The organism is Foetidibacter luteolus (genome assembly GCF_009650435.1).
Classification (GTDB): Bacteria; Bacteroidota; Bacteroidia; order Chitinophagales; family Chitinophagaceae; genus Foetidibacter; species Foetidibacter luteolus.
This window is the reverse complement of record NZ_VVIP01000047.1, coordinates 82,317-104,981: the sequence shown is the minus strand read 5'-3', so window position 1 is coordinate 104,981 and position 22,665 is coordinate 82,317. Positions and strand designations below refer to the sequence as shown.

15 protein-coding genes and 1 tRNA gene are annotated in these 22,665 nt (G+C 44.7%); 11 read left to right on the top strand and 5 right to left on the bottom strand.

Annotated elements, in window-relative coordinates:
- Positions 1–9 precede the first annotated feature (9 nt).
- The 4 genes from F0364_RS14905 to F0364_RS14890 all read right to left on the bottom strand — a co-directional run bounded on the left by F0364_RS14905 (position 10) and on the right by F0364_RS14890 (position 11,550).
- A complete protein-coding gene (locus F0364_RS14905) occupies positions 10–3,195 on the bottom strand; it encodes a SusC/RagA family TonB-linked outer membrane protein (protein WP_153798587.1) in 3,186 nt (1,061 codons plus the stop codon).
- Positions 3,196–3,550: 355 nt separating this feature from the next.
- On the bottom strand, positions 3,551–6,409 hold the full coding sequence (locus tag F0364_RS14900; RefSeq protein ID WP_207632691.1) for a glycoside hydrolase family 31 protein: 2,859 nt from the start codon (positions 6,407–6,409) through the stop codon (positions 3,551–3,553).
- Positions 6,410–7,024: 615 nt separating this feature from the next.
- Positions 7,025–11,146, bottom strand: coding sequence for a hybrid sensor histidine kinase/response regulator transcription factor (locus tag F0364_RS14895; RefSeq protein ID WP_235921118.1), 4,122 nt, complete (start codon positions 11,144–11,146; stop codon positions 7,025–7,027).
- Between the two features lie 330 nt (positions 11,147–11,476).
- Positions 11,477–11,550, bottom strand: a tRNA-Pro gene (locus tag F0364_RS14890).
- Between the two features lie 121 nt (positions 11,551–11,671).
- Between F0364_RS14890 and F0364_RS14885 the strand changes: the two genes are divergently transcribed.
- The 10 genes from F0364_RS14885 (at position 11,672) to F0364_RS14840 (ending at position 21,099) form a co-directional block, all read left to right on the top strand.
- Complete coding sequence (locus F0364_RS14885; RefSeq protein WP_153798585.1) at positions 11,672–12,934, top strand: dihydroorotase; 1,263 nt, start codon at positions 11,672–11,674, stop codon at positions 12,932–12,934.
- A gap of 196 nt (positions 12,935–13,130) precedes the next feature.
- Entirely contained in the window at positions 13,131–13,670 is a 540-nt protein-coding gene (locus F0364_RS14880; RefSeq protein WP_153798584.1) for a DUF4199 domain-containing protein, read from the top strand.
- Positions 13,671–13,679: 9 nt separating this feature from the next.
- Positions 13,680–14,624 carry a glycosyltransferase family 2 protein gene (locus tag F0364_RS14875; protein WP_153798583.1) on the top strand — a complete coding sequence of 315 codons (945 nt, stop codon included), beginning with the start codon at positions 13,680–13,682 and terminating at the stop codon, positions 14,622–14,624.
- A 147-nt stretch (positions 14,625–14,771) separates the two neighbouring features.
- Positions 14,772–15,902, top strand: coding sequence for a glycosyltransferase family 4 protein (locus F0364_RS14870; protein ID WP_153798582.1), 1,131 nt, complete (start codon positions 14,772–14,774; stop codon positions 15,900–15,902).
- A 57-nt stretch (positions 15,903–15,959) separates the two neighbouring features.
- On the top strand, positions 15,960–16,985 hold the full coding sequence (locus F0364_RS14865; protein ID WP_153798581.1) for a GHMP family kinase ATP-binding protein: 1,026 nt from the start codon (positions 15,960–15,962) through the stop codon (positions 16,983–16,985).
- 14 nt (positions 16,986–16,999) lie between these two features.
- The gene (gmhA, locus tag F0364_RS14860) at positions 17,000–17,578 is read left to right on the top strand and encodes a D-sedoheptulose 7-phosphate isomerase (RefSeq protein ID WP_153798580.1); all 579 of its coding nucleotides are present in this window, start codon (positions 17,000–17,002) and stop codon (positions 17,576–17,578) included.
- A gap of 257 nt (positions 17,579–17,835) precedes the next feature.
- On the top strand, positions 17,836–18,456 hold the full coding sequence (locus F0364_RS14855; RefSeq protein WP_153798579.1) for a hypothetical protein: 621 nt from the start codon (positions 17,836–17,838) through the stop codon (positions 18,454–18,456).
- 284 nt (positions 18,457–18,740) lie between these two features.
- On the top strand, positions 18,741–19,469 hold the full coding sequence (locus tag F0364_RS14850; RefSeq protein WP_235921117.1) for a nucleotidyltransferase family protein: 729 nt from the start codon (positions 18,741–18,743) through the stop codon (positions 19,467–19,469).
- 18 nt (positions 19,470–19,487) lie between these two features.
- Complete coding sequence (locus tag F0364_RS14845) at positions 19,488–20,051, top strand: D-glycero-alpha-D-manno-heptose-1,7-bisphosphate 7-phosphatase (protein ID WP_153798578.1); 564 nt, start codon at positions 19,488–19,490, stop codon at positions 20,049–20,051.
- A 70-nt stretch (positions 20,052–20,121) separates the two neighbouring features.
- Positions 20,122–21,099, top strand: coding sequence for a hypothetical protein (locus tag F0364_RS14840; protein ID WP_153798577.1), 978 nt, complete (start codon positions 20,122–20,124; stop codon positions 21,097–21,099).
- Here F0364_RS14840 and F0364_RS14835 read toward each other — a convergent pair.
- Positions 21,096–21,491, bottom strand: a complete 396-nt coding sequence (locus F0364_RS14835; protein WP_153798576.1) for a VOC family protein — start codon at positions 21,489–21,491, stop codon at positions 21,096–21,098. The two genes, F0364_RS14840 and F0364_RS14835, sit on opposite strands and share 4 nt — an antisense overlap.
- 384 nt (positions 21,492–21,875) lie before the next feature.
- Here F0364_RS14835 and rpiA point away from each other — a divergent pair, with 384 nt between their 5' ends.
- Positions 21,876–22,559, top strand: coding sequence for a ribose 5-phosphate isomerase A (rpiA, locus tag F0364_RS14830; protein ID WP_153798575.1), 684 nt, complete (start codon positions 21,876–21,878; stop codon positions 22,557–22,559).
- Positions 22,560–22,665: the final 106 nt, after the last annotated feature.

Genomic DNA, 22,665 nt, shown 5'->3' with positions numbered 1-22,665 from the left:
CAAACTTTTTTATTTAGTTAAATTCAGGTTCACGCCGAATGTGAATGTTCTTGGCTGAGGATAATAGCCGCCATCCCAACCAGCCTGCAGCGGATTCCAGGATCCTATCTCAGGGTCCATACCGGAATAGTTGGTTATGATAAAAGCATTTGAAACAGTTGCATAAACTCTAAGTGCATGGATGTGCGCCCTGGATAATAGTTTTTCAGGAAGCCGGTAGCCCAGTGTAATGTTTTTGCACCTGATGAATGAACCATCTTCAATGTACAAATCAGACGGGCGGAGGTTTTCGTTTGTGTTATCATTTCTCAAACCAACAAATTTTGTATCCGGATTTGATACATAAGCATTGTTGACATCAGAACGAGATCCATTGGGATCCACATACTCAACCCTTGCATAGCCTAAGACAGACTTGAAATAATTGGTATTGTTACCAGGGTAGGTTTGTGAAATTGCCAACTGGTTAAACACCTTATTTCCATAGCTTCCGCTGAGAAAAATGTTTACATCGAAATTTTTATACGTGAAGGAGTTGTTGAAACCGAACTGAAACTTAGGTAAAGGAGAACCTAAAAATGTTTGATCTTTCGTATTGATAACACCATCCCCGTTAAGGTCCTTATATTTTCTGTCGCCATACCAAATTCCGCCGCCATTGGGCGAAACAGGATAAGGATTTCCACTTTGATTTACCGGAAGTGCGTGAGATTTAAAATCTTCAGGCGTTGCAAAAATGCCATCGAACTGATATCCAAAAAATGAACCGATTGCCTGGCCAACTACAGTTTTCTCAAAAACGTATCCGTTATAGGTTTGAGATAAATTGGCTGCATCCCCGCCATTGCCTAAACTGATTATCTTATTTACGTTACGCGACACTGTAAAGTCTGTTTTCCAGGTAAAGTTTTTACCGGCAATGTTGGTAGTGCTAATCCTGAAATCGAACCCTTTATTACTAACGGCTCCAACATTCACGAAGGGGGCCTGCATGGCCCCGGGTGACCAGCCCGTGGTAGTTCCGGAAAACAGCGGCAGCGGCAGCTTTAATAATAAGCCATCTGTTTTACGATCGTAAATGTCAAACGAGAAACTTACCCTCCAGTTTAAAAATGCTCCGTCAACGCCTACATTAGCGTATTTGGTTTTTTCCCAGCTTACATAAGGGTTTGCCAGGTTATATTGAAACTGCGCTGAACCGGATAAGCCATTATTAACAGAGGACAAAAGCGTAACAAAAGTGTTGCCTGGTATTCCCTGGTTATTGGTAACGCCATATCCAAGGCGCAGCTTTAATTCATTTACAAATTTTACACTTCTCAAAAATGATTCATTATTTACCTTCCATGCAAAAGCGCCGGAGGATGTAGTTACCCAACGGTTATCTGCAGGAAAATTGGAAGAGCCATCCCTGCGGATATTACCCGTTAGCAGATATTTATCTTCCCATCCAAGATTAACACGCCCAAAATAAGATTCAAGCGCAGGCCCTGACCCTTTTATACCACTGTTTGCAGCCGTATTGGCATCGCCACTGCTGATGGATGTTACATTATCGGAGGGAAAGTCTCTCCTGGATGCGGATATACTTTCAAAAGTGCTTAATTGAGATTCGTGGCCGGCTAACGCGTTTACGCTGTACTTGGCAAATTGATGATTGTAGGTAAGGTAGTTCCTGACTACAGTATATGCATTTCGTGAGGATGATGAAGATGCAGAGTTGGTAGTATTCTGGGCCCTGCCAAAATCATATTTTGGGTTGAAAGTATTTTCGACATTAAAATCAAAATTTCCGGATACTTCATTCCTTAATGACAAGTCCCTATAAAACTGGATTTCCGCATATACGTTTCCAAATACCTGGTTTCTTTTTTTAGTATGGGAATTCAACAACGCAAGCCCCACCGGGTTGGGAATAGGTACAACCCAACCGGCATCATTGGTAACGCCGCCCCAGCTTCCATCCAGATTTTTTACCGGAACATCTGGTGTTAAGCTCAGTGCATTCGAAATAACACTTGAAGTGGTTGAATTTACATTCTCGTCAACATGTGCCAATTGAATGCTGGTTCCAATTTTCAGCCAATTGGTGGTTTTGTTATCTAAGTTTAAGCGAACCGAATATCTTTTAAAACCAGAACCCAACGCAATACCTTCCTGGTTGAAATAGGAAGTGGACAATAAATATTGTGTACGGTTATCGCCTCCGTTAACAGTAACTGAATGGTTTTGCATAGGCGCTTTACGAAACAATTCTGCCTGCCAATCGGTACCCGCTCCCAAATATTTAGGGTTTGCCAATTCCGGCCTGGCATCAAACTGCCATACAACCGCACGATCATTTAACAGTGAAGCGAATTCCTGTAAAGTAACCGTGGGGAGCTTTTTAGGGATTTCCTGGTAACCATAATAACCGTCGTACGTAATGGTAGGAGTTCCCACCCTGCCTCTTTTTGTGGTAATGATTATTACGCCATTGGTGGCTTGTGAACCATAAATAGCAGAGGCTGAAGCATCCTTTAAAACATCAATACTTTCAATTTCAGAAGGATTGATCGTATTCAATGGATTTGATCCGCTGCCCGGATCGCTGGGGGATGGAATAATAACACCATCTATCACATACAGCGGGGCACTGTTTCCGCTGATTGATGATACGCCACGCACCTGTACCGATACACCACCGCCAGGCTGACCTGAAACCTGCTGCACCACAAGGCCGGCTACCTTTCCCTGCAATGCCTGGTCTATGGTTGCGGGCAGTGTTTTGCGCAGCTCTTCACCGGTAATGGAAGAAATAGCACCGGTTACATCCTTACGCCTGGTTTTGCCATAACCAATAACTACAACATCCTTTAAGTCAATTCCGTTTTCTTCCAGCTTCAGGTTAAGCACAATGCTTTTTCCTATTGTAACTTCTTTTGGCAGGTAACCAACCCTGCTTATAACCAGTACATCGCCGGTTTTGGCGGCAATAACAAAATGGCCGGTACTGTCAGTAGAGGCAAACATATTGGTGCCTTTAATTAAAACAGTTGCATCCTGCAGGGGCTGATTACCCACTAATGAGTAAACTTTACCGTTTATTTTTTTTTCAGTATTGTCCTGGGAAAAGCCATTGACAGCTAACAGCAGGCAACACAGGAAAAAGAGCAGTTTGTTTTTAATTTTTTGTACATCTCTTTCAGATCTCATAAGCAAACAATTAGTGGTTAAAAAATAATTAGCAGTAATAGGCGCATATTTTAAATAATGATGATTTTACACATTATTAATCCTTAGGCTCTTCGTTGTATCATCATTTCTGGGTTTTATGGCCGCACCGTTTGTATAGTAATTGCTTAACGCTATCACTATACACTTCCCTGCTTACACAGCCCCGATGCTATCGGGGATTACAGTGATTTATTGGGGGTCATTCACTTTTTTCCACTGTAAAGCTGTGTAAGCAATGAAGCGCTTTTGTTGAATAATGAACCAACCGTATCCCGAAATTTCGGGACGACGCAACGGAAGCCCTATGCTTAGTCTAAAAGCCGGGCCCCAAAAATCATTTCATCTTAACCGTAATTTTTTCGCCCGTGTAGCTTACGGTTGCATCGGCTTTTTGATCTGCATCCAATTCTTTGGGCCTGTCTTTATTTATCCATATTATGCGGAAGTTTCTTTTGGCAAGCATGCCATTAAAATAGCCTTCGCGTTTACTTATCGTTAGTTCTTTTGCCGCTTCAGCGTATGTAAAAACTATGTTTGAAAAAGCTCCTTTTTCGTAGTTATAATTGACGCCTTCATCTTCGTACAGGTTAAATGCGGCATCAGTTCCTGTATATACAAACAGGGTAATGGTATCCGCTGGTTTTTCGTTGCTGTATTGTAATGCGGGCCCTACAGGTATTATGGAACCCTCTTTAATCATTACAGGCATTTTTTCATAAGGGGCATCCGCGTTAATCTGGCGGCCACCCTCAAAATATTTTCCGGTATAGAAATCGTACCACCCGGTTGCTTTGGGCAAATACAATTGCCTGGATGTTGCTTTGTATTGGTACACCGGGTTAATAAGCAGTGAAGGCCCGAACATATATTGGTCGCCAATATTCAGTACAGCGGTATCTGCTGCAAAATCCATTGCCAGCCCGCGCATGATAGTGTAATTATGATGATAGGCCGCACCGGCTAATGAATATATATAAGGCAGCAGGCGGTACCTAAGCCTGTCGTAGTAAAGAAAACTTTTGTACGCCGGATGGCCTTCAGGGGCAGTGTTAAATACTTCTCGGTAAGGGAACTGCCCATGTGAGCGGAACAGCGGCACAAAAGCGCCAAACTGCGACCACCTGGTTGATAATTCCCTCCATTCTTCCAGGCTTTCAGCACGAGGTTTTTCAAATTTTTCAGGCACAACAAAACCGCCTATGTCCATCGTCCAGTATGGCAGGCCTGAAAGCGAGAAATTTATTCCTGCCGCTACCTGGTTTTTCATATCCGTCCATGTAGAGCCAATATCACCGCTCCATATAGCAGCCGCATAGCGTTGCGAGCCGGCAAAGCCTGAACGCGTTAACAGGAACACCCTTTTATCCGGGTTGGCTGAACGTTGGCCTTCGTAAATACCCTTTGCATTTTGCAGGGGATAGGCATTCAGGTATTCCGCGGCGCTGCCTAAAGCGGTAGGCGTCATTTGCAGTTTTCTTTTTTCGGCGCTAACGTTAGAAAGTATGTCCGGCTCGCTTGCATCCATCCACCAGGCATCTATGCCTTTGCTGTATATTTTTTTGTTTATTAAATCCCAAAAACCTTTGCGGGCATTTTCATCAAAGGCATCGTAGAAGGTTGAAATATAGCCTTTGCCTATCCAATCCCGTTGCCTGTCTGCTATGTTCTTTTTATACAGCCAGCCATTTTTATTAAACAGGTTGTAAGCGGCGATGCCTTCGTAAAATTTTGGCCATACAGATATCATTATCTGCGTATTATATTTATGATGCAGCATGTTGATCATACTGTCTGGTGAGGGAAAACGGGCTGCATCAAATTCCTGGCTGCCCCATTCGGCCTCTTTCCAGTAGCTCCAGTCTAACACAATATTGTCTATCGGTATTTGCCTTTTGCGGAACTCCTGAACGGTAGATAAAATTTCATCCTGGGTTTTGTACCGCTCACGGCTTTGCCAAAAGCCCAATGCCCATTTGGGAACAATGGGGGCTTTGCCGGTAAGCAGCCTGTAACCGGAAACCACCTCATCCATATTGCCGCCGTAAATAAAGTAGTAGTCAACCTGCTGCCCGGCTTCAGAACTGAAGCTGAACAAATCCTGCTCTTCCGGCGACAGCGGCTCCTGCCACTTTAAGGCCAGGTAAGATTCACCGCCTTCCGGTATCCACTCAATACGTACCGGAACTTTTTTGCCGCTTGTCATGCTTAATGGCAGCAATGCAGGGGCAGGGTTCCAGGCTTTGCGCCAGTGGTCAAGCACCAGGTTTCCATCCAGCCATACCTTTAATGAACCTCCAAATACAAATTTTAACTGATGAAGCCCGGAAATGTAACTGGCCAGGCTGCCCTGCCAGGTTACTATGCCCGTGGCGGGGTTAAACGCTGCGGGAAGCTGGATTTTTGAATCTCCAAGAAACTCCATATCAATGCCCGTTTCTGCCCTTTCTGTAACAATGTGCTGTGGTTGTTGCCTGTTGTTGGCGTAAGAAGCCGTAAGCCATCCTGTTTCGCCGTTTTTTGAGAAAAGCTGCATGTCAGAAAGCGGGTGAAGCGGCCTTACATCCCCTGCTTTGGTAAGGGAGTAATTATCCCAGAGTATGCCATAATTGTTGCTGGAAATCAAAAAGGGAATAGCCACTTCTGTGTTGTTCTGAAAAAAACTAACCTGCTGGCCCCGGTAATTCATCATGCCATCCTGGTGCTGGCCCAGGCCGTACAGGGCCTCGCCGGGAGTTATTTGGAAAGATTGAGTAAGGTTATAGTACCGCCTGCCATCAAATATGGCGGATTGAAAGCTACGGCCGCCAATGGGTTTTTCGTTCAGTATCTTTTTATCGCTGCTGTCTTTAAAGGTAACGGCGCCTGTTTTCAGGTTTACAACGGCTTTAAGGCTTTTTGTCTTTAACGTCAGGCTTTCTTCAGAAGGGATAACATCCCAGAAAACGTCAATATTTTTACTGTAAACGGTAACAAGGCTTTGCGTATTGGCAATTTCTTTACCCGGCGCCACTGTTACCCTTATAATATTATCGGCCACAACTTCAAGCTTAACAGCATAGGGGTTGCCGGTAAAAAGCGGGTCTGTAAAAACAATCACCCCATTTTTGGTATTTATGTAAGGTGGTGTTTCTGCCAATAAGGCGTTACCAAAAGCGGTAAACAACATTGTAAGCAGCAGCAGTCGAAATTTCATTATCAGCAATCTTTCGGTAAAAACAATGCTGTAAAACTACTTCTGTACTGCTTAAAACAGGGGTGGCCAATGTTGCAAACTACGGCCTTAAATGTTGCAAAAAGTTGATTTTCACGCACAAACAAACGAAGATGATTGATATCTCCTTTAATACTGTTGTTGTAATTATTAAAGGTTGACCGTTTTTATCACCCACACTCCAGCTAATTCTTTTGCCCGGCACCTTGTCCTGGTACGCAATTTTGACATGTATTTACCTGCAGGGTTACGACTGAACCGTACATTAGTAAATGATAAAAAACAAGAAATTTTTTGTACCCGGCAGTAGGACTACTATGAAGCTTTACTTGCGTCGCACTCTTCAGGGCTTTGTCCGCTCTTCGCCATGGTGCGTACATAAAGCCTGCCCACGAAAGCAGCAGCGTGCTGCACCTTCGGGTGAGGGATTGAAGCGGTTACCCCGGTGAGGGCCTTGTGCGGCTGGTTTGTGCCGGAGTAATAGCGGAAAGCCCGGCCCGAGGTACGAGGGACACCCCCAAAAAATCTTATCAAAGCATAATGCAACAACGCCGGGCATAGAGGGCCTGAAGTTGCAGGTATTAGGGCATGCCAAACCTATTGCCCGTCTTTTCTTTTTTTATCCGCCGCATACTGCGATGGCAGCACCCTGAATTCTTCTTTAAAAAGCTTGGCAAAGTTTTTTGGGTTGTTAAACCCAACCTCGTAAGCAATCTCAGCAACAGACATCCCGCTTTTTTCCAGTAACTGGGCAGCTCTTTTTAAACGCATCAGGCGAACGAATTCCAATGGCGTTTTTCCGGTTAGCGACAGGATTTTCCTGTACAGGGTAACACGGTTCATAAACATGTCCCGGCTAAAGTCTTCCACTGAAAAATCAGGGTTGTCCATATTTTTTTCAACTGCCTCCATGGCCTGTTTCAGGAATTTTTCGTCAACAGGCGTTACGGTTACCTCCCCTGGGCTAACGTCAATTTGTTTTTGAAAACGCTTTTGCAGCAGTTCCTGCTGTGCCAGCAGGTTGTTAATGCGTGAAGCAAGTATTTCGAAAGTAAAAGGCTTGGTAATATAATCGTTAACGCCGGCCTTTAAACCTTCCAGTTGTTTTTCCTCGCTTCCCATTGCGGTAAGCAGTATAACCGGGATATGCGCCGTGAGCGTTTCTGTTTTAATTTTTTTGGCCAGTTCAACACCGTCCATCAAGGGCATCATAATGTCGCTTACTACAAGGTCTGGGTTTACCAGTTTTATTTTCTCCCAGCCTTCTTTTCCGTTGGCAGCTTCTTCTACCCTGTATTGCCCCTTTAAATTGTCTTTTAAATAAAAGCGGATGTCTTCATTGTCTTCCACTATCATGATGGTTTTCTTTCTGCCGCTCTTTTGCCCGGCCAGGGTATCTCCCGGCGCCGGATGTTCCGGGGCTTCAGCCTGTATGGCCGTCGCAGTGTTGCGGGTGGGAGGCTCATATATTTTTTTAGCCGGAAGCAAAACTGTAAAGCAGGTTCCCTGGCCCGGTTCGCTTTTTACCGTTATAATGCCATTGTGCAACTTTACAAATTCCCTGGTTATGGCAAGGCCAATACCGGTTCCCTGGTTTACCATGCTGTCAGGTAAATCTGTTTGAAAAAAACGTTCAAAAATCTTTTCCTGCATAGCCTGCGGGATGCCTATGCCCGTATCCTTTATTTCTATGCAAACAGTTCCCCCCGCTTCGTTATCTATGGGTGGGTTATACGCCATACTTACCTGCACTGTTCCGTTATCATGCGTGTACTTAAAAGCATTTGAAAGCAGGTTGAACAATATCTTTTCAATCTTATCCTTGTCAAAATAAATTTCAAGGCTGTCTGTATTGCAGGAAAAGGAAAACCGTATATTCTTCTTTTCGGCTATGTCCATAAATGAAAGGCTTATCTCTTTGCCAAAGCCGATTATATCGCCAATGGCGGGGTGCAATTTCATTTCCTGCACTTCTATTTTCCTGAAATCGAGCAGTTGGTTTACGAGGCTTAATAAGCGTTTGGCATTACGCTGAACAAGGTTTAACTGTTTTTTCTGTTCCTCATCGCCGGCATGTTTAATAATCTTGTCCAGCGGTGCTATTATCAGGCTTAACGGCGTACGGAATTCATGGCTTACATTGGTAAAGAATTTGGTTTTTAATTGCTCGAGAGCATGGGCCCTTTCTGCTTCCCCGCGTTGCCGGGCAACTTCGTAGCGCATGTGTATCCTGTCTAATGTAATGCGCCGCGCCAATAACAATAACCCGGCAATTATGACTATGTAAATACAGTAAGCTGCAGTGGTGCGCCAAAACGGGGGCTCTATGTTTATCCTTAGGGTTTTTACATCGCTCCATAAGCCATCCTTGTTTAGCACTTTTACTTTAAAGGTGTAGTTGCCGGGGTCAAGGTTTGTATAAGTAACCCTCCGTTGGGCAGCATTGGCATATAGCCACCCTGTATTAAAACCCTCCATCATGTAGGCGTATTTCTCCCGGTCGTTATGCGCAAAATCAAGCAGGGCAAATTCAATGGCAAACACATTTTCCCTGTATTTCAAATCAATATGCTCAAGCTTGGGCAAAGCCTTTGGCAAAAGCACACGGCCATTGATGAATTTGCCCGGTTCCACATTTTCGCTTAATATCTGTAAGCCGGTTAAAACAATTTTAGCGTAATAAGCAGGCCGCTTTACTTTATCGGGCCTTATAATATTAAAACCGGATGGCCCGCCAAAAAACAACTCCCCCCGGCGGTTTTTTAAGGCAGCATTATCATTAAACTCACGGTTTTGAAGATTATTGGTTTCATCATAATTTATAATGGAGAGGGTAACCCCATTTTTTGCCAGGTTGGGCACGGCATTGCATAAGCCGCTGGGGGTGGAAAGCCACAGCGTTTGATTATTGTCTTCAAGTATGTTGAGTATTATATTATCAGGAAGCCCTTCAGCCATAGTAAACAACTGAAAATGCCCGGTTGCATCATCAAAAAGGTTTAGCCCTTCCCGTGTGCCTGCCCAAATTCTGCCTTTACTGTCTTCAATAAGGCAGATAACATTGTTATTGCTTAAGCTTTTGTTGTGTGTGTTATGATTATGCAAAACAGGGGTAGCGCTGTTTTTGCCAAAAACGGAGATGCCGCCGGAAGTACCCACCCACAGGTTCCCCTTTTTGTCCTGCATAATGCAGGACACATAATTAGAGGGCAAGGAGTCCCCTGGCTGGCCTTTGTATTGCGTATGATTAAACCGGTTGGCTTTACTGTCAAACATATCCAGCCCGCCCCCCAGTGTACCTATCCATAAACGCTGCTCACGGTCTTCAAATATTTCCCACACATTGTCGTTGGAAAGGCTGGATGCATCATCATCGTTATGCCTGTAGTGCGTAAACTTTTTTCCGTCGAAGCTATTGAGGCCGCCGGTGTAAGTACCAATCCACAGAATGTTTTTACTGTCTATGCACAAGCTAACAATTACATTATTGCTCAGGCTGTTTTTATTGCCGGGCTTATGCAGGTATTGCTTAAATGTATTTAGCTGCCTGTTAAAATAAATAAGGCCGCCGCCATTAGTGCCAATCCATATATTCCCCTGTTTATCCTCAACAAAACGGTTAACATCATCGTAGGGAAGGCTGCCTGTATTTGACTGATGATGATGATAATGCGGGAACTGCAGGATTTTACTATTTAAATAATTAACCCCCTGCTTATACGTCCCCAGCCAGATAATGCCGTTTTCATCTTTAATGAGTGCATTAATGGTATTTTGGCTGATACTTTTGGGGTCCTTAGGATCGTTAAGCAGGTAATTGGTACTGTAATCGTTCTTTTTATCAATCAGCGTAATGCCGCCATGGTCTGTAGCCACCCAGATTATTCCGGCATCATCCTGTACAATTTGGCTTATAAGATTAGAACTCAGCCTGGATGAAAGTGTATTTTCAGTAAACATTCTTACAGACCTGTCATGCGGGCGAAAAAGACAAAGGCCGGAAGAGTAGAACACGACCCAAACGTCCCCATCGCCATCAACATAGAGGTTACCTGGAGCAATCCCTTCATTAAACTGCTGCAGGGCAGTACTTGAAGAAATAACCCTGCCCGATGCGATATCGTACTCCTGCAAAAAACCATCCTGGTAAATTGCCCAAAGCGTTCCGTGTTTTGTCTCTTTAACAGAAACAATTTTTCCAGCAGGATCGGAATGGTTTTTATTTTTTAATGGCTGCGTTACACTGCCATTACGGGCATACAAAAACAAATCATAGTTATTGTTAAGAAACCAATATCTTCCTTCCCCCCCTTTTACAACGTTCAGAATGTTCTGCGGGGGCAGGCCAAGTTTAAGCAAATAGTCTTCGTAACCGGCATCAAACTTTTCGCTATCAGGATTATAGATGCAGGGCCCGCTCATAGTTACCACCCATATTTTACCATCAGGAAGCCCGTAAAGCGCCTGCACGCCATTATCTAACAGTGAAGAACTGTCATTAAGGTTTTTTCGGAATATCTTACAGGAATATCCATCATAGCGGTTAAGGCCCGAAGAAGTGCCAAACCATAAAAAACCATCCTCATCTTTAATAATGGCATTAACCTGGTTGTGAGAAAGGCCGGTATAAGCATCTATCTTAAAGAAATTATACTGATCATTTTGAGAAAAAACAGAAAGTGACTGTATCATCAAAACAATCGCTGCCAAAAAACGCATCGGGTTAATTTTAACTGAACAAATTGCAATCATCAGCGATCCGAATCCGGGGTATCAAAAGCAAATTAATTAAAAATCACCGGCTGCTGCTTATTTGTTCATGCTTAACACATTCCTGCCTTTGAGAAGGTGCTGGGGATATTTAATTGCAGGTAACCAGGTTGATAAGTTAGCAATGGTTTTTATGACACGCAGGAAGCATTGCAAACAATTTCTATTGCTGAAGTATTCCATTGAGTAGTTTGTAAGGTATTAGATTAGGCTTAAAAGAAAAATCCCTGTAAATCAATAAAATTTACAGGGAATGATACGAATTGAGCAGTCAAAAAGTCGGGTGGACTGGATTCGAACCAGCGACCCCTTGCACCCCATACAAGTGCGCTACCGGGCTGCGCCACCACCCGAAACCGGTTAAGCCTTCATTTACAGTGCTTTTTGTATAGCCCTGCTTTTTCCGGCGGGCTGCAAATGTAAAGGCTTTTTACAAAATTCAACCTATATTGCGGCAAATTTTATAAGCCTCTCATGAATATTCTTCTAAGAAAGGTACTTATCGCTTATCCAGGTTCTGTTTTCAACAATTCCGTAAAAGATATTTTGGTTTCCGGTGGCGTTATTAAAAGCATTGATGATGCTGTGGATGCACAGGATGCCGATGTGATAGACATACCGGGTTTGGTGGTATCGCCTGGCTGGGTGGATATTTTCTCGCATTTTGCCGATCCCGGCCTTGAATACAGGGAAACGCTGGAAACAGGCGCGGCAGCCGCTGCGGCTGGTGGTTTTACTACCGTTTTTGCCATACCCAATACAGCGCCGGCCATACAAAGCAAAACACAAGCTGAGTATGTAGTGCAAAAATCAAAGTCGTTACCGGTTAATATATACCCGCTGGGGGCTGTTACTAAAAACCTGGAGGGTAAGGAACTGGCGGAGATGTACGATATGCATGCCAGCGGCGCTGTTGCCTTTAGCGATGGAACGCAGCCCGTTCAGTCCGCTGGTTTGTTATTAAAAGCATTGCAATACGTAAAAGCTTTTGATGGTGTTGTGGTACAGGTACCGATGGATAAAAGCATTGGCCAATATGGCTTAATAAACGAAGGTGTTGTTTCTACCCGGCTTGGCCTACCCGGTATACCTGCTATGGCAGAAGAACTGATTGTGGCCAGGGACATTAAGCTGGCCCGCTATGCGGAGTCTAAAATCCATTTTACAGGTGTAAGCACGGCCAAATCCATGGAGTACATTAAAAGGGCCAAGGATGCGGGGTTGCAGGTAACCTGCTCTGTTACGCCTTACCATTTGTACTTCTGTGATGAGGACATGGTTAGTTATGATACCAACCTGAAAGTAACACCGCCCCTGCGTTCCAAAGCAGACAGGGAGGCGCTGAAAGATGCAGTGCTGAACGGCTGGGTTGATTGTGTGGCATCTCATCATATACCCCACAACTGGGACAGTAAAGTATGTGAATTTGAATATGCCAAACATGGCATGATTGGATTGCAAACAGCCTACGCGGTGTTACAAACCGCTATTCCGCAGTTAAATGCAGCGCAGGTTGTAAACCTGTTATGTACCAACGCTTCAAAAATTTTCAACCTGCCAACCCCTGGTTTTGCCGAAGGTGAAGCAGCAGCGTTAACATTGTTTAACCCGGCCGGACAAACCAGGCTTACCAAAGAAAATAACAAAAGCAAGTCAGCCAATTCTCCGTTCTTCGATCAAACTTTAACGGGTGAAGTGGTGGGCATCATCAACAGGAACGGCCTGTACAGGAACTGAGGCAGTATTGGTATGTTGCCGTTACTACCTGCAAAGCCTGTAGATGCCCGCAATGCTGCTGCGTAATGGACAAAGCGTACAAGAGTGCGACGCAACGGAAGCCTAATTCTTGTTCATCTGCCTGGTCAATAAATTTTTTTTTAACGCGATAGCCAACACCCCTTTAGGGGATGGAGGCAGCAGTAACACAATATTCATGAAAGATATCATCAACAGTTACGGAATAAAATTCGGCATTATTAACGGCCTTATTGCCGCCGGGCTTATGTTTGGCACCTGGGCTGCCGGCCTTGATGTGTTTGTAACCTACCAGTTCGCCTCCAGCTTTATCCCGTTTATGATTGTCATTTTAATCATAGCCGGTTTAAACCTCCGCCGCAACAATGGCGGTGTATTGCCTTTTAAAGACGCGTTGCGGTTTGCATTTTTATCTTATGTAATAGCGGCGGTTATTTACGCCATTGGCAACTACATACTTTTTAACCTGGTTGATAAGGAGCTTACAGAAAAAGCGTTTAACCTTAGCCTTGAAAAAACGAAGCTGATGATGGAAAAACTAAAAACCAGCGATGAGGAGATTGAAAAGACCCTGGAAAAGGCAAGGGAAGGCAAAGGCGATACTGGTTTTAAGACAATTTTTTTAGGCTTTGGCATAGGTTTAATCTGGGATTTCGTAAAATCGCTTTTGATAGCTATCATCATCAGGAAAGAGAAGCCTGTTTTTAACGAACAATAACATTAGCGGATGCACTTGTCAATTGTGATACCCTTGCTGAACGAAGAAGAATCGCTGCCGGAACTAACGGCATGGATAGAGCGTGTGGTTAATGAAAACAATTATACCTATGAAATAATATTGGTTGATGACGGCAGTACCGATAATAGCTGGCAGGTAATTGAAAACCTTGCCGCGGTAAACGCCAACATTAAAGGCATCAGGTTTCAACGCAACTATGGTAAGTCGGCAGCGCTTAACGAAGGCTTCAGGGCGGCAAAAGGAGATGTGGTAATAACCATGGATGCCGATATGCAGGACTCGCCGGATGAAATTCCCGGCCTTAGGGAAATGATTATTACCGACGGTTACGACCTGGTGAGCGGCTGGAAAAAAAAGCGCTTTGATAATACGCTGACTAAAAATATACCTTCTAAATTTTTTAACTGGGCCACACGAAAGGTTTCAAAAATATACCTGCACGATTTTAATTGCGGCCTTAAAGCCTACCGCCACAAAGTAGTTAAAAGCATAGAAGTGTATGGGGAAATGCACCGGCAAATACCCGTATTAGCCAAATGGGCAGGCTTTAAAAAAATTGGCGAGAAAGTAGTGCAGCACAGGCCGCGTAAATACGGCACTACAAAATTTGGATGGGAGCGTTTTGTAAACGGCTTCCTGGATCTTGCCTCCGTTACCTTCGTTGGCAAATACGGCAAAAGGCCCATGCATTTTTTTGGACTGTGGGGCACATTATGCTTTTTATTAGGCTTCATACTAATCATTTACATGGTGGTTACCCGGCTAATGTATCCCGATACCGGCCTTAGCAACAGGCCGCCTTTTTACATGGCCCTTACCATTATGATCATCGGCTCGCAGCTTTTTTTAGCAGGCTTTATTGGTGAGCTGATAGCAAGAAATTCTCCCGGTAAGAATTTTTACTTAATTGAACGTAAGCTGGGTATTGAGTAGCGGTTTATTTGGTTACCGGCGACGGTTTTCTATGGCATCGTCCCTTGAGCAACCTTGCGTGACGAAGCAGCAAGATTGGAACACTTGTACGTTCGGTTCATTGGGCGGCTTTTCAGGCCCGGGTAGTGCATAACCCATCAAAAACTAATGAAAAAAATTATCATCATAGGTTCGGCACATCCCCTGCGCGGCGGCGGCATCGCTACATTTAACGAGCGGCTGGCCCGCGAATTCCAGCAGCAGGGTTTTGACACCACCATCTATACATTCTCCCTGCAATACCCTTCCTTTCTTTTTCCGGGCACAACGCAATACTCATCTGAGCCTGCGCCAAAAGACATCAGAATAAAAGTGGCCATTAACTCCATCAATCCTTTCAACTGGTTTAAAGTAGGCCGGGAGATAAAGAAATTAAACCCTGATATTGTGCTGGTACGCTACTGGCTGCCCCTGATGGGCCCCTGCCTTGGCACCATTTTGCGGATAATAAAAAAGAACAGGCACAGCCGTGTGGTGTGCATTGCAGACAATGTTATACCCCACGAGAAACGCCCAGGCGATTATGCCTTTACCAAATACTTTGTAAAACCTGTTGACGCGTTTATTGCCCTTAGCGAGAGTGTATTGCGGGATATAAAGCAGTTTAGTAACCGCCCAAGCCGCCTTATCATGCACCCTTTGTATGATAATTTCGGCACACCCTTAAATAAAGCTGAAGCAAGAAAGCACCTGGGCTTAAAAGACCATGAAAAGATAATTTTATTCTTTGGCTTTATACGCAAATACAAGGGGCTTGACGTATTGTTGCAGGCGATGGCTGATGAGCGCATAAGGCAGGCCGGCATTAAACTGATGGTAGCCGGTGAGTTTTATGGAGAAAGGGACACGTATGATAAGCTGATTGATGAACTTGAACTGCGCCCCCGGCTAATACTGAAAACGGATTTTATTACCGACAGCGAGGTGAAATATTACCTGGGCGCCGCGGATTTTGTAATTCAGCCTTACCGCAGTGCTACGCAAAGCGGTGTTACCCCCCTCGCCTACCATTTTGAAAAGCCGATGCTGGTAACCAATGTGGGCGGCCTGCCATCTTTTGTACCGCACGAAAAAGCCGGCCTGGTAGCCGAGCCCAACGCGGCAGATATAGCTGAAAAAATATTGCGGTTGTACCAGTTGGGCGAATCTCACTTTTTGCCTCATCTTCGGGAAGAAAAAAAGAAATACACCTGGGATGTGCTGGTAAAAGCGGTGGAAGAACTGGCAGAGATGAGTTAATTTGTTAAGGTACAAAATCACCCACTCACCACTCACTACTCACCAAAAAAATCCACTATGATATACAGAAGCCGTGCACCATTAAGAATAGGCCTTGCCGGCGGCGGCACCGATGTTAGCCCCTACAGCGAGGTGTATGGCGGCGCCATTCTTAACGCTACCATTACTTTATACGCCCATGCCAGCATAGAACCTATTGATGAAAACGGTATTATACTGCAGGCACTTGACAGAAAGGAAGAACAGCGCTTTGAATGGACGCATGAACTGCCCATTGATGGCAAACTTAACCTGCTGAAAGGTGTTTACAACCGCATCCAGAAAGATTATGGCCTGCCGCTTACCAACTTCCGTTTGTCAACTTATGTAGATGCACCCGCCGGCAGCGGGCTGGGCACATCATCCACGCTGGTTGTAGCTATTATTGGCGCGTTTGTCGAAATGCTCAAACTGCCGCTTGGCGATTACGACATTGCCCACTATGCTTACGATATTGAGCGTAACGACCTTAAACTGGCAGGTGGCAAACAAGACCAATACGCGGCCATGTTTGGCGGCGTAAACTTTATGGAGTTTTACACCGGCGATAAAGTAATTGTAAACCCTTTGCGCATACGGCAGGAATACCTGAACGAACTGGAAAACAATATTGTGCTATACTTTACTTCAGACAGCCGGGAATCTGCCAATATTATTAAAGAACAGCAACGCAATGTGCAGGAGAACAACGAAAAATCCCTGGAAGCCATGCACCATTTAAAAGACCAGGCCCGCATGATGAAGGAAGCGTTGTTAAAAGGCCGCCTGCACGAAATGGGCGAAATACTCGATTACGGCTTTACCCAAAAGCGCAGTATGGCGCACAACATAAGTAACGATAAAATAGAAACCATTTACGCCGCGGCTAAAAAAGCCGGTGCTACCGGTGGCAAAATAAGCGGCGCAGGCGGTGGAGGTTTTATGATATTCTACTGCCCCGGCAACACCCGCTATAAAGTAATGGATACATTAAATACCTTTGGCGGCGAAATAAAAAGTTATCGCTTCAGCAAGAGCGGCCTTACTACATGGGCAATGCAGTAAACCAATGTACAGCTATGAATGAAACCATTGTTAATATTATAGAAGCTTCCATCAATACCAAGCAACAGATCCTCGCCGATGCCGGCATGCTGGCCCGTATGGAACAGGTGATTGATGTAATGGTTGCCGCTTTTAAAGCAGGCAACAAGGTATTGTTCTGCGGCAATGGAGGCAGCGCCGCGGATGCACAGCACCTGGCTGCCGAGTTTTCAGGCCGCTTTTACAAAAACAGGCCAGCCCTGCCTGCGGAGGCTTTGCATTGCAACACTTCTTACCTAACCGCCGTAGCCAACGATTACAGTTACGATGTTATCTACTCCCGCCTGCTGGATGGCATTGGCGTTAGTGGCGATGTGGTGGTTGGCCTCAGCACGTCCGGCAATTCGGCCAACGTGGTAAAAGCCTTTGAAACAGCAAGGGAAAAAGGCATTATTACCGTGGGCCTTACCGGCGCCAATGGCGGTAAAATGAAGCCGCTTAGCGATTACCTGTTCAATGTGCCCGCCACAGATACGCCACGCATACAGGAGAGCCATATTTTAATCGGCCATATCATTTGCCAGTTGGTAGAAGCCAAAGTGTTTCCCGGCTAAGCAAAGCTTGCGCTTTGTTTAATTTTTTTTATGGACCCGGCCGGAGTATTTCATGGCATCGCTGGTTGCGTCGCACAGCGTGTACGTTCCGTTTTTCATGGCGACATTTAAGCGTATGATAGCTTTAGCTAAAGCCTTGCGCCATGCGGCGCTAATTAACCCAGGCCTTAAGGCCTGGGTTAACTAAAAGAAAAAGACCTGGCTTTAGCCAAACCTTTCATGGCCAGAGCAATAACTAATAACATTCCAAATTAAAAATGAACCTTCAATTAAAAATAATTTTACTACTTGCGTTATTAATTAACGGACAAAGTTTGACAGCCCAGGTCAGCTATTCGAAATTTGAGGTTAACGAACAAATGACTGACACTTTTTCTTTTGCTAAAAAATGGGATTATTCTTGGAATATCTTAAAAGATGAAGCTACGGGCAGGCTCGAAAGCGCAGATGACCACGCTTTAACGGCTGAGGATACCGCTCATTTGTTTTATACCGCCAACTGCAGCACAAACGTACAGGGGGGATATAATATTAGATATGGCTTTGCCGAAAAAAAGCAAGATCTGGTTACATTATGTTTTTCAGATGGCTTACCCGCGTATGCCAGCAGATTTTATCTTTTCATACAAGGAGACAGCTTTTATTTTAAACCGGAGATTATATTACCACAGCGTAAAATAGAACAGGAGCAAATCATTGAGATTAATGAACAGAAACTTATACTTAATAAAAAGAACTACAGGAATGGGGATATCATTATGGGATACGCTGATATTGAATTTACAGAGATAACTGTCAGCGTTAATAGCCGAAAGCAGCAAAAGAAATTTTATATGCGGGGGTATTTCAGAACTCGAGTTAAGCAAGGTTCATCTTAATTAATACAGTCTCCCCCGGTTCGTATCTCTTACGCATTGCTGCGTAAAGAACAATGAGTACAAGTGTCCCAATCTGCTGCTTCGTCACGCAAGATTGCTCAATAGACGATGATAGTAGCAACAAAGTTCAGTACATAAAAAACATAAGGTTAAGAAAAACGATACCGGCACCCCGGTGCGTGTCTCCACGCACTGGCGATAAACTCAAAAAACATAAATTGAAAAATCATTCCGCTTGCCTGGTGCGTGTCCCCCCGCACCGGCGATAAGCTTAAAAACACAAATTGAAAAATTATATCAACGATACCACTGTAACCGAAGCCATTATACTTGCCGGCGGGCTGGGCACAAGGCTGCAGGCAGCCATACCGGGTTTGCCAAAATGCATGGCCCCCGTAAATGGCCAGCCATTTCTTGCTTACATAATGTTTTATCTTCAGCAACAGGGTATTCACCGCTTTATATTTTCGCTGGGTTATATGCATGAAATGGTGGAAGAATTTTTGCATCACCAGTTGCCGCAAAAAAATTACCAAGCTATAGTCGAAAATAATCCGCTGGGCACGGGCGGCGCCATTAAGCTTGCCTGCGGCAAGGCAACAGGGAGTAACGTTATAGTGGTAAATGGCGATACATTGTTTAATGTAAACCTGCCCGCTCTTTCTATGTTTCATGTATCAAACAAAGCGGAATGCACTGTAGCGTTAAAGCCCATGAAAGATGTTGACCGCTATGGCGTGGTGGAAATAAACAAGGACGCATCCATACTGTCTTTTAAAGAAAAACAATACTATGCATCAGCACTTATTAATGGTGGCCTGTACGCTTTAAATGTTGCCGCCTTTTTAAGCAAGCCGCTGCCGGAAAAATTTTCTTTCGAGAAAAATTACCTTGAAGCATACTACAATACCACAGCCATGTACGGGCAGGTGCAGGATGAATATTTTATAGATATTGGCATACCGGAAGATTACAACCGGGCACAGGAAGAATTGAAATACCTCTTCACATAATTTCATATCATTGCAGCTATGTTAGATTTTACTTTAATTGACAAAAACTGGACTTTATTTCTCGACCGCGACGGCGTTATTGATGTGGATAAGGAAGACAGCTATATTTTCAACGTACAGGAGTTCTTTTTCCTGGAAGGCGTACTGGCCGCAGTTAAAAAACTTAATGAAACATTTGGCGTTATTGTAGTTGCCACCAATCAAAAAGGCATAGGCAAAGGCCTTATGACGGTAGAAGACCTCGATAATATTCATGCATACATGCTGGATGAAATAAACAAAGCCGGCGGCCGCATTGATAAAATATATTTTGCATCAGACCTTGATGACAACAGCCCCAACCGCAAACCGCAGCCGGGCATGGCCTGGCAGGCAAAAACTGATTTTCCCCAAATAGACTTCAGCAAAAGCATTATGGTGGGCAACCGTGTTACCGATATGCAGTTTGGCCGTAATGCAGGCATGCACACAGTATTCCTGGCCACTACCAATCCTGAAATACCTTTTCCCAATGAGTTTACCGATGCAAGGTTTAACAGTTTGTACGAATTTGCACAGGCATTACCTGCAACAAAATCTTAAAAAACTATAACAGCGTGGCTATAATGCGCAGCGCCACCTGTTCGTTGTACATTTGAATGATATGCCGGATATGAAAAAAATGTTGATTGTGTTGTGCCTCTCCAGTGTGTTGCAGGCCGGTGCGCAAAAAATAGCAGGCAGCGATATGCAGTTGCTGAAGCAAACAGAAGACAGTTTGGCTGTTTTATGCAAAAAAATGATACGGGACGATAACCCTTCAAAACGTTTTGAAGCAGACAGCTTGTTTACCCGCACCCTGGTTAGGGCACTACGCATCCCTAACTCTTTCTGGTACAATTTTGATTCAGTTATTACGGTTTCCCAACTTTATGCGCCGGATAGCAGCTTTCGCATATTTACCTGGCAGTACCAGAAAGATGAAGATTATTTCCGCCAGCGCGGCGCCATACAGATGAACACGCAGGATGGCAGCCTGAAGCTGATACCTCTGCTGGATGGATCGGACTTTACCGCCACCCCTACGGACTCCATAAGGACCGGCCGTAACTGGATCGGCGCCATTTACTACGGGGAGATACTGGAAAACACTTACAACAATCAAAAATATTACACACTGTTCGGTTACGATGACAACAACATCAGCAGTACAAAAAAATGGCTGGAAGTATTGCATTTTGATGAAGCCGGCAATCCGCAGTTCGGCGGCCGCTTTTTTGATTACAAAGATGACAGCCTTAAAGCGCCACAGCCCGCTTACCGCTTTTGCCTGGAGTATAAAAAAGATGGCCGGGCCCGCATGGTATATGATGCGGAAATGAACATGATCATCTTTGACCACCTGGTAAGCGAAGCCAACGACCAAAGCAAAAAATTCACGTTAATACCCGATGGCGATTACGAGGGCTTTAAATGGACCAATGGCAAATGGGTACATGTAAACAAAATATTCGACCAGCAGTTGGAAGATGGCCAGGCCCCTATGCCCGAGCCTTTAAAGGATGACGCAGGCAACAATAATGAGCAGAAACTGCAGCAACAGTCAGAAAAGAACAGGGCAAAGAAGAAACCCAAAGGCCAGGGCTTTTAACCATTATACCGCCGCAATGGGGATGCATCGCCTACCAGCCATATATGCCCGAAAGGATCAATAAACCCGCCCTGCCGGTGCACACCCCAGGGGACTTCGTGATCCCTCACTTTATCATGATCGCCTTTGGCGCCTGCCGCCACGGCCTGTTTAACAAAACTATCAGGATCTTCACAGAATACTTCCACCCTTGCAGAAGTAATGCCCAGCTTTTGCGGGCTCTCCCAGCCATTGTTTTCCGGCTCTCCAACAAAGAAAGCCGCGCCGGCAATTTCAAGGCCGGCCACGCCGCCCACGTTCCACAGCTCCGTAGCCCCCAGCGCCTGCTTGTACCAAGCCACAGCTTCATCCGCATTGGAAACAGCAAGCATGATAGATATAACGGTTGACATAATGGTTGTGTATGGTTTTCTAAAGTTTCCAAATATACTTCAGCCTTCGGTTAAAGCTGCGCCTGCATTTAAGTTTACAGCAATAAAATACAAACGGGTTTTAACCAAATTGTATCCTGAAAAAAATATTTCAGGGGGTGCCCCCAAGCTATCGCAAGGGGTCGGGCTTTCCACTATTACTCCGCCACAGAAACCCCTCGCACATAACCTTCAGCGGGGTAACCGTTTCAATCCCTCACCCACAGGTGTAACAGATTGCTTTCTTTGCAGGCAGGCTAATTGCACAACAATTGTCTTACATCACACTTTTAGATACAGTAAAAGATAACCAAAATAATTTCCCCTGCTGCCGCCAACACCCGATATTGCAGCAAAACACTAGCTATGGACTTAAAGAAAGCTGCCGCACTGAAGGCGCTTGAGTTTATCAAAGATAACATGTCAGTGGGGCTGGGTGCGGGTTCCAGCATAGCCCACCTGGTAACGGCAATAAAGGAAATGCAGGCGGACGGCGGCCTTACAGTTAATCTATACACATCATCTTACAGTACAAAGCAACTGTTGCTCAACAACGGTTTTACGGCGGGTGATGTATCCAGCATTACCAAACTGGATATCTATTTTGACGGTTGCGACCAGTTTGATAAAAACTTACATGCCTTAAAAAGCGGCGGCGGCATACATACCATGGAGAAACTGCTCGCTTCCATGGCAACAAGGTTTATTATTATCGGCGACGAATCCAAATACAGCGAAACATTGGGCACTACATTCCCGCTGGTGCTGGAAGTTTTACCGGAAGCGGTACCTTTTGTAACCATGCAGGTTAAAAAATTTTTTGAGGATGCTGATGTGCAATTGCGCATGGCCGCGAAAAAAGATGGCGCCGTTATAACAGAGCGCGGCAACCTGCTGCTGGATGTGTACGTTAAATTCTGGCACCCGCTGGCCATTATTAACCCGGCGCTGAAAAGCATTAGCGGTATTGTGGAAACATCCCTGTTTTATAATATGGCTGATATGGCCATACTGGGTACTGCCGAAGGTGTTAAGCTGATGAAGAGATAGTTGTGAGTGGGGGGTAGTGAGTGGTGAGCTATGAACTGTAAGGTATAAATTTCGGGAGGGTTACTTTCTACGCGTAAATGCCGCACAATGAACCGAACGATGAAAG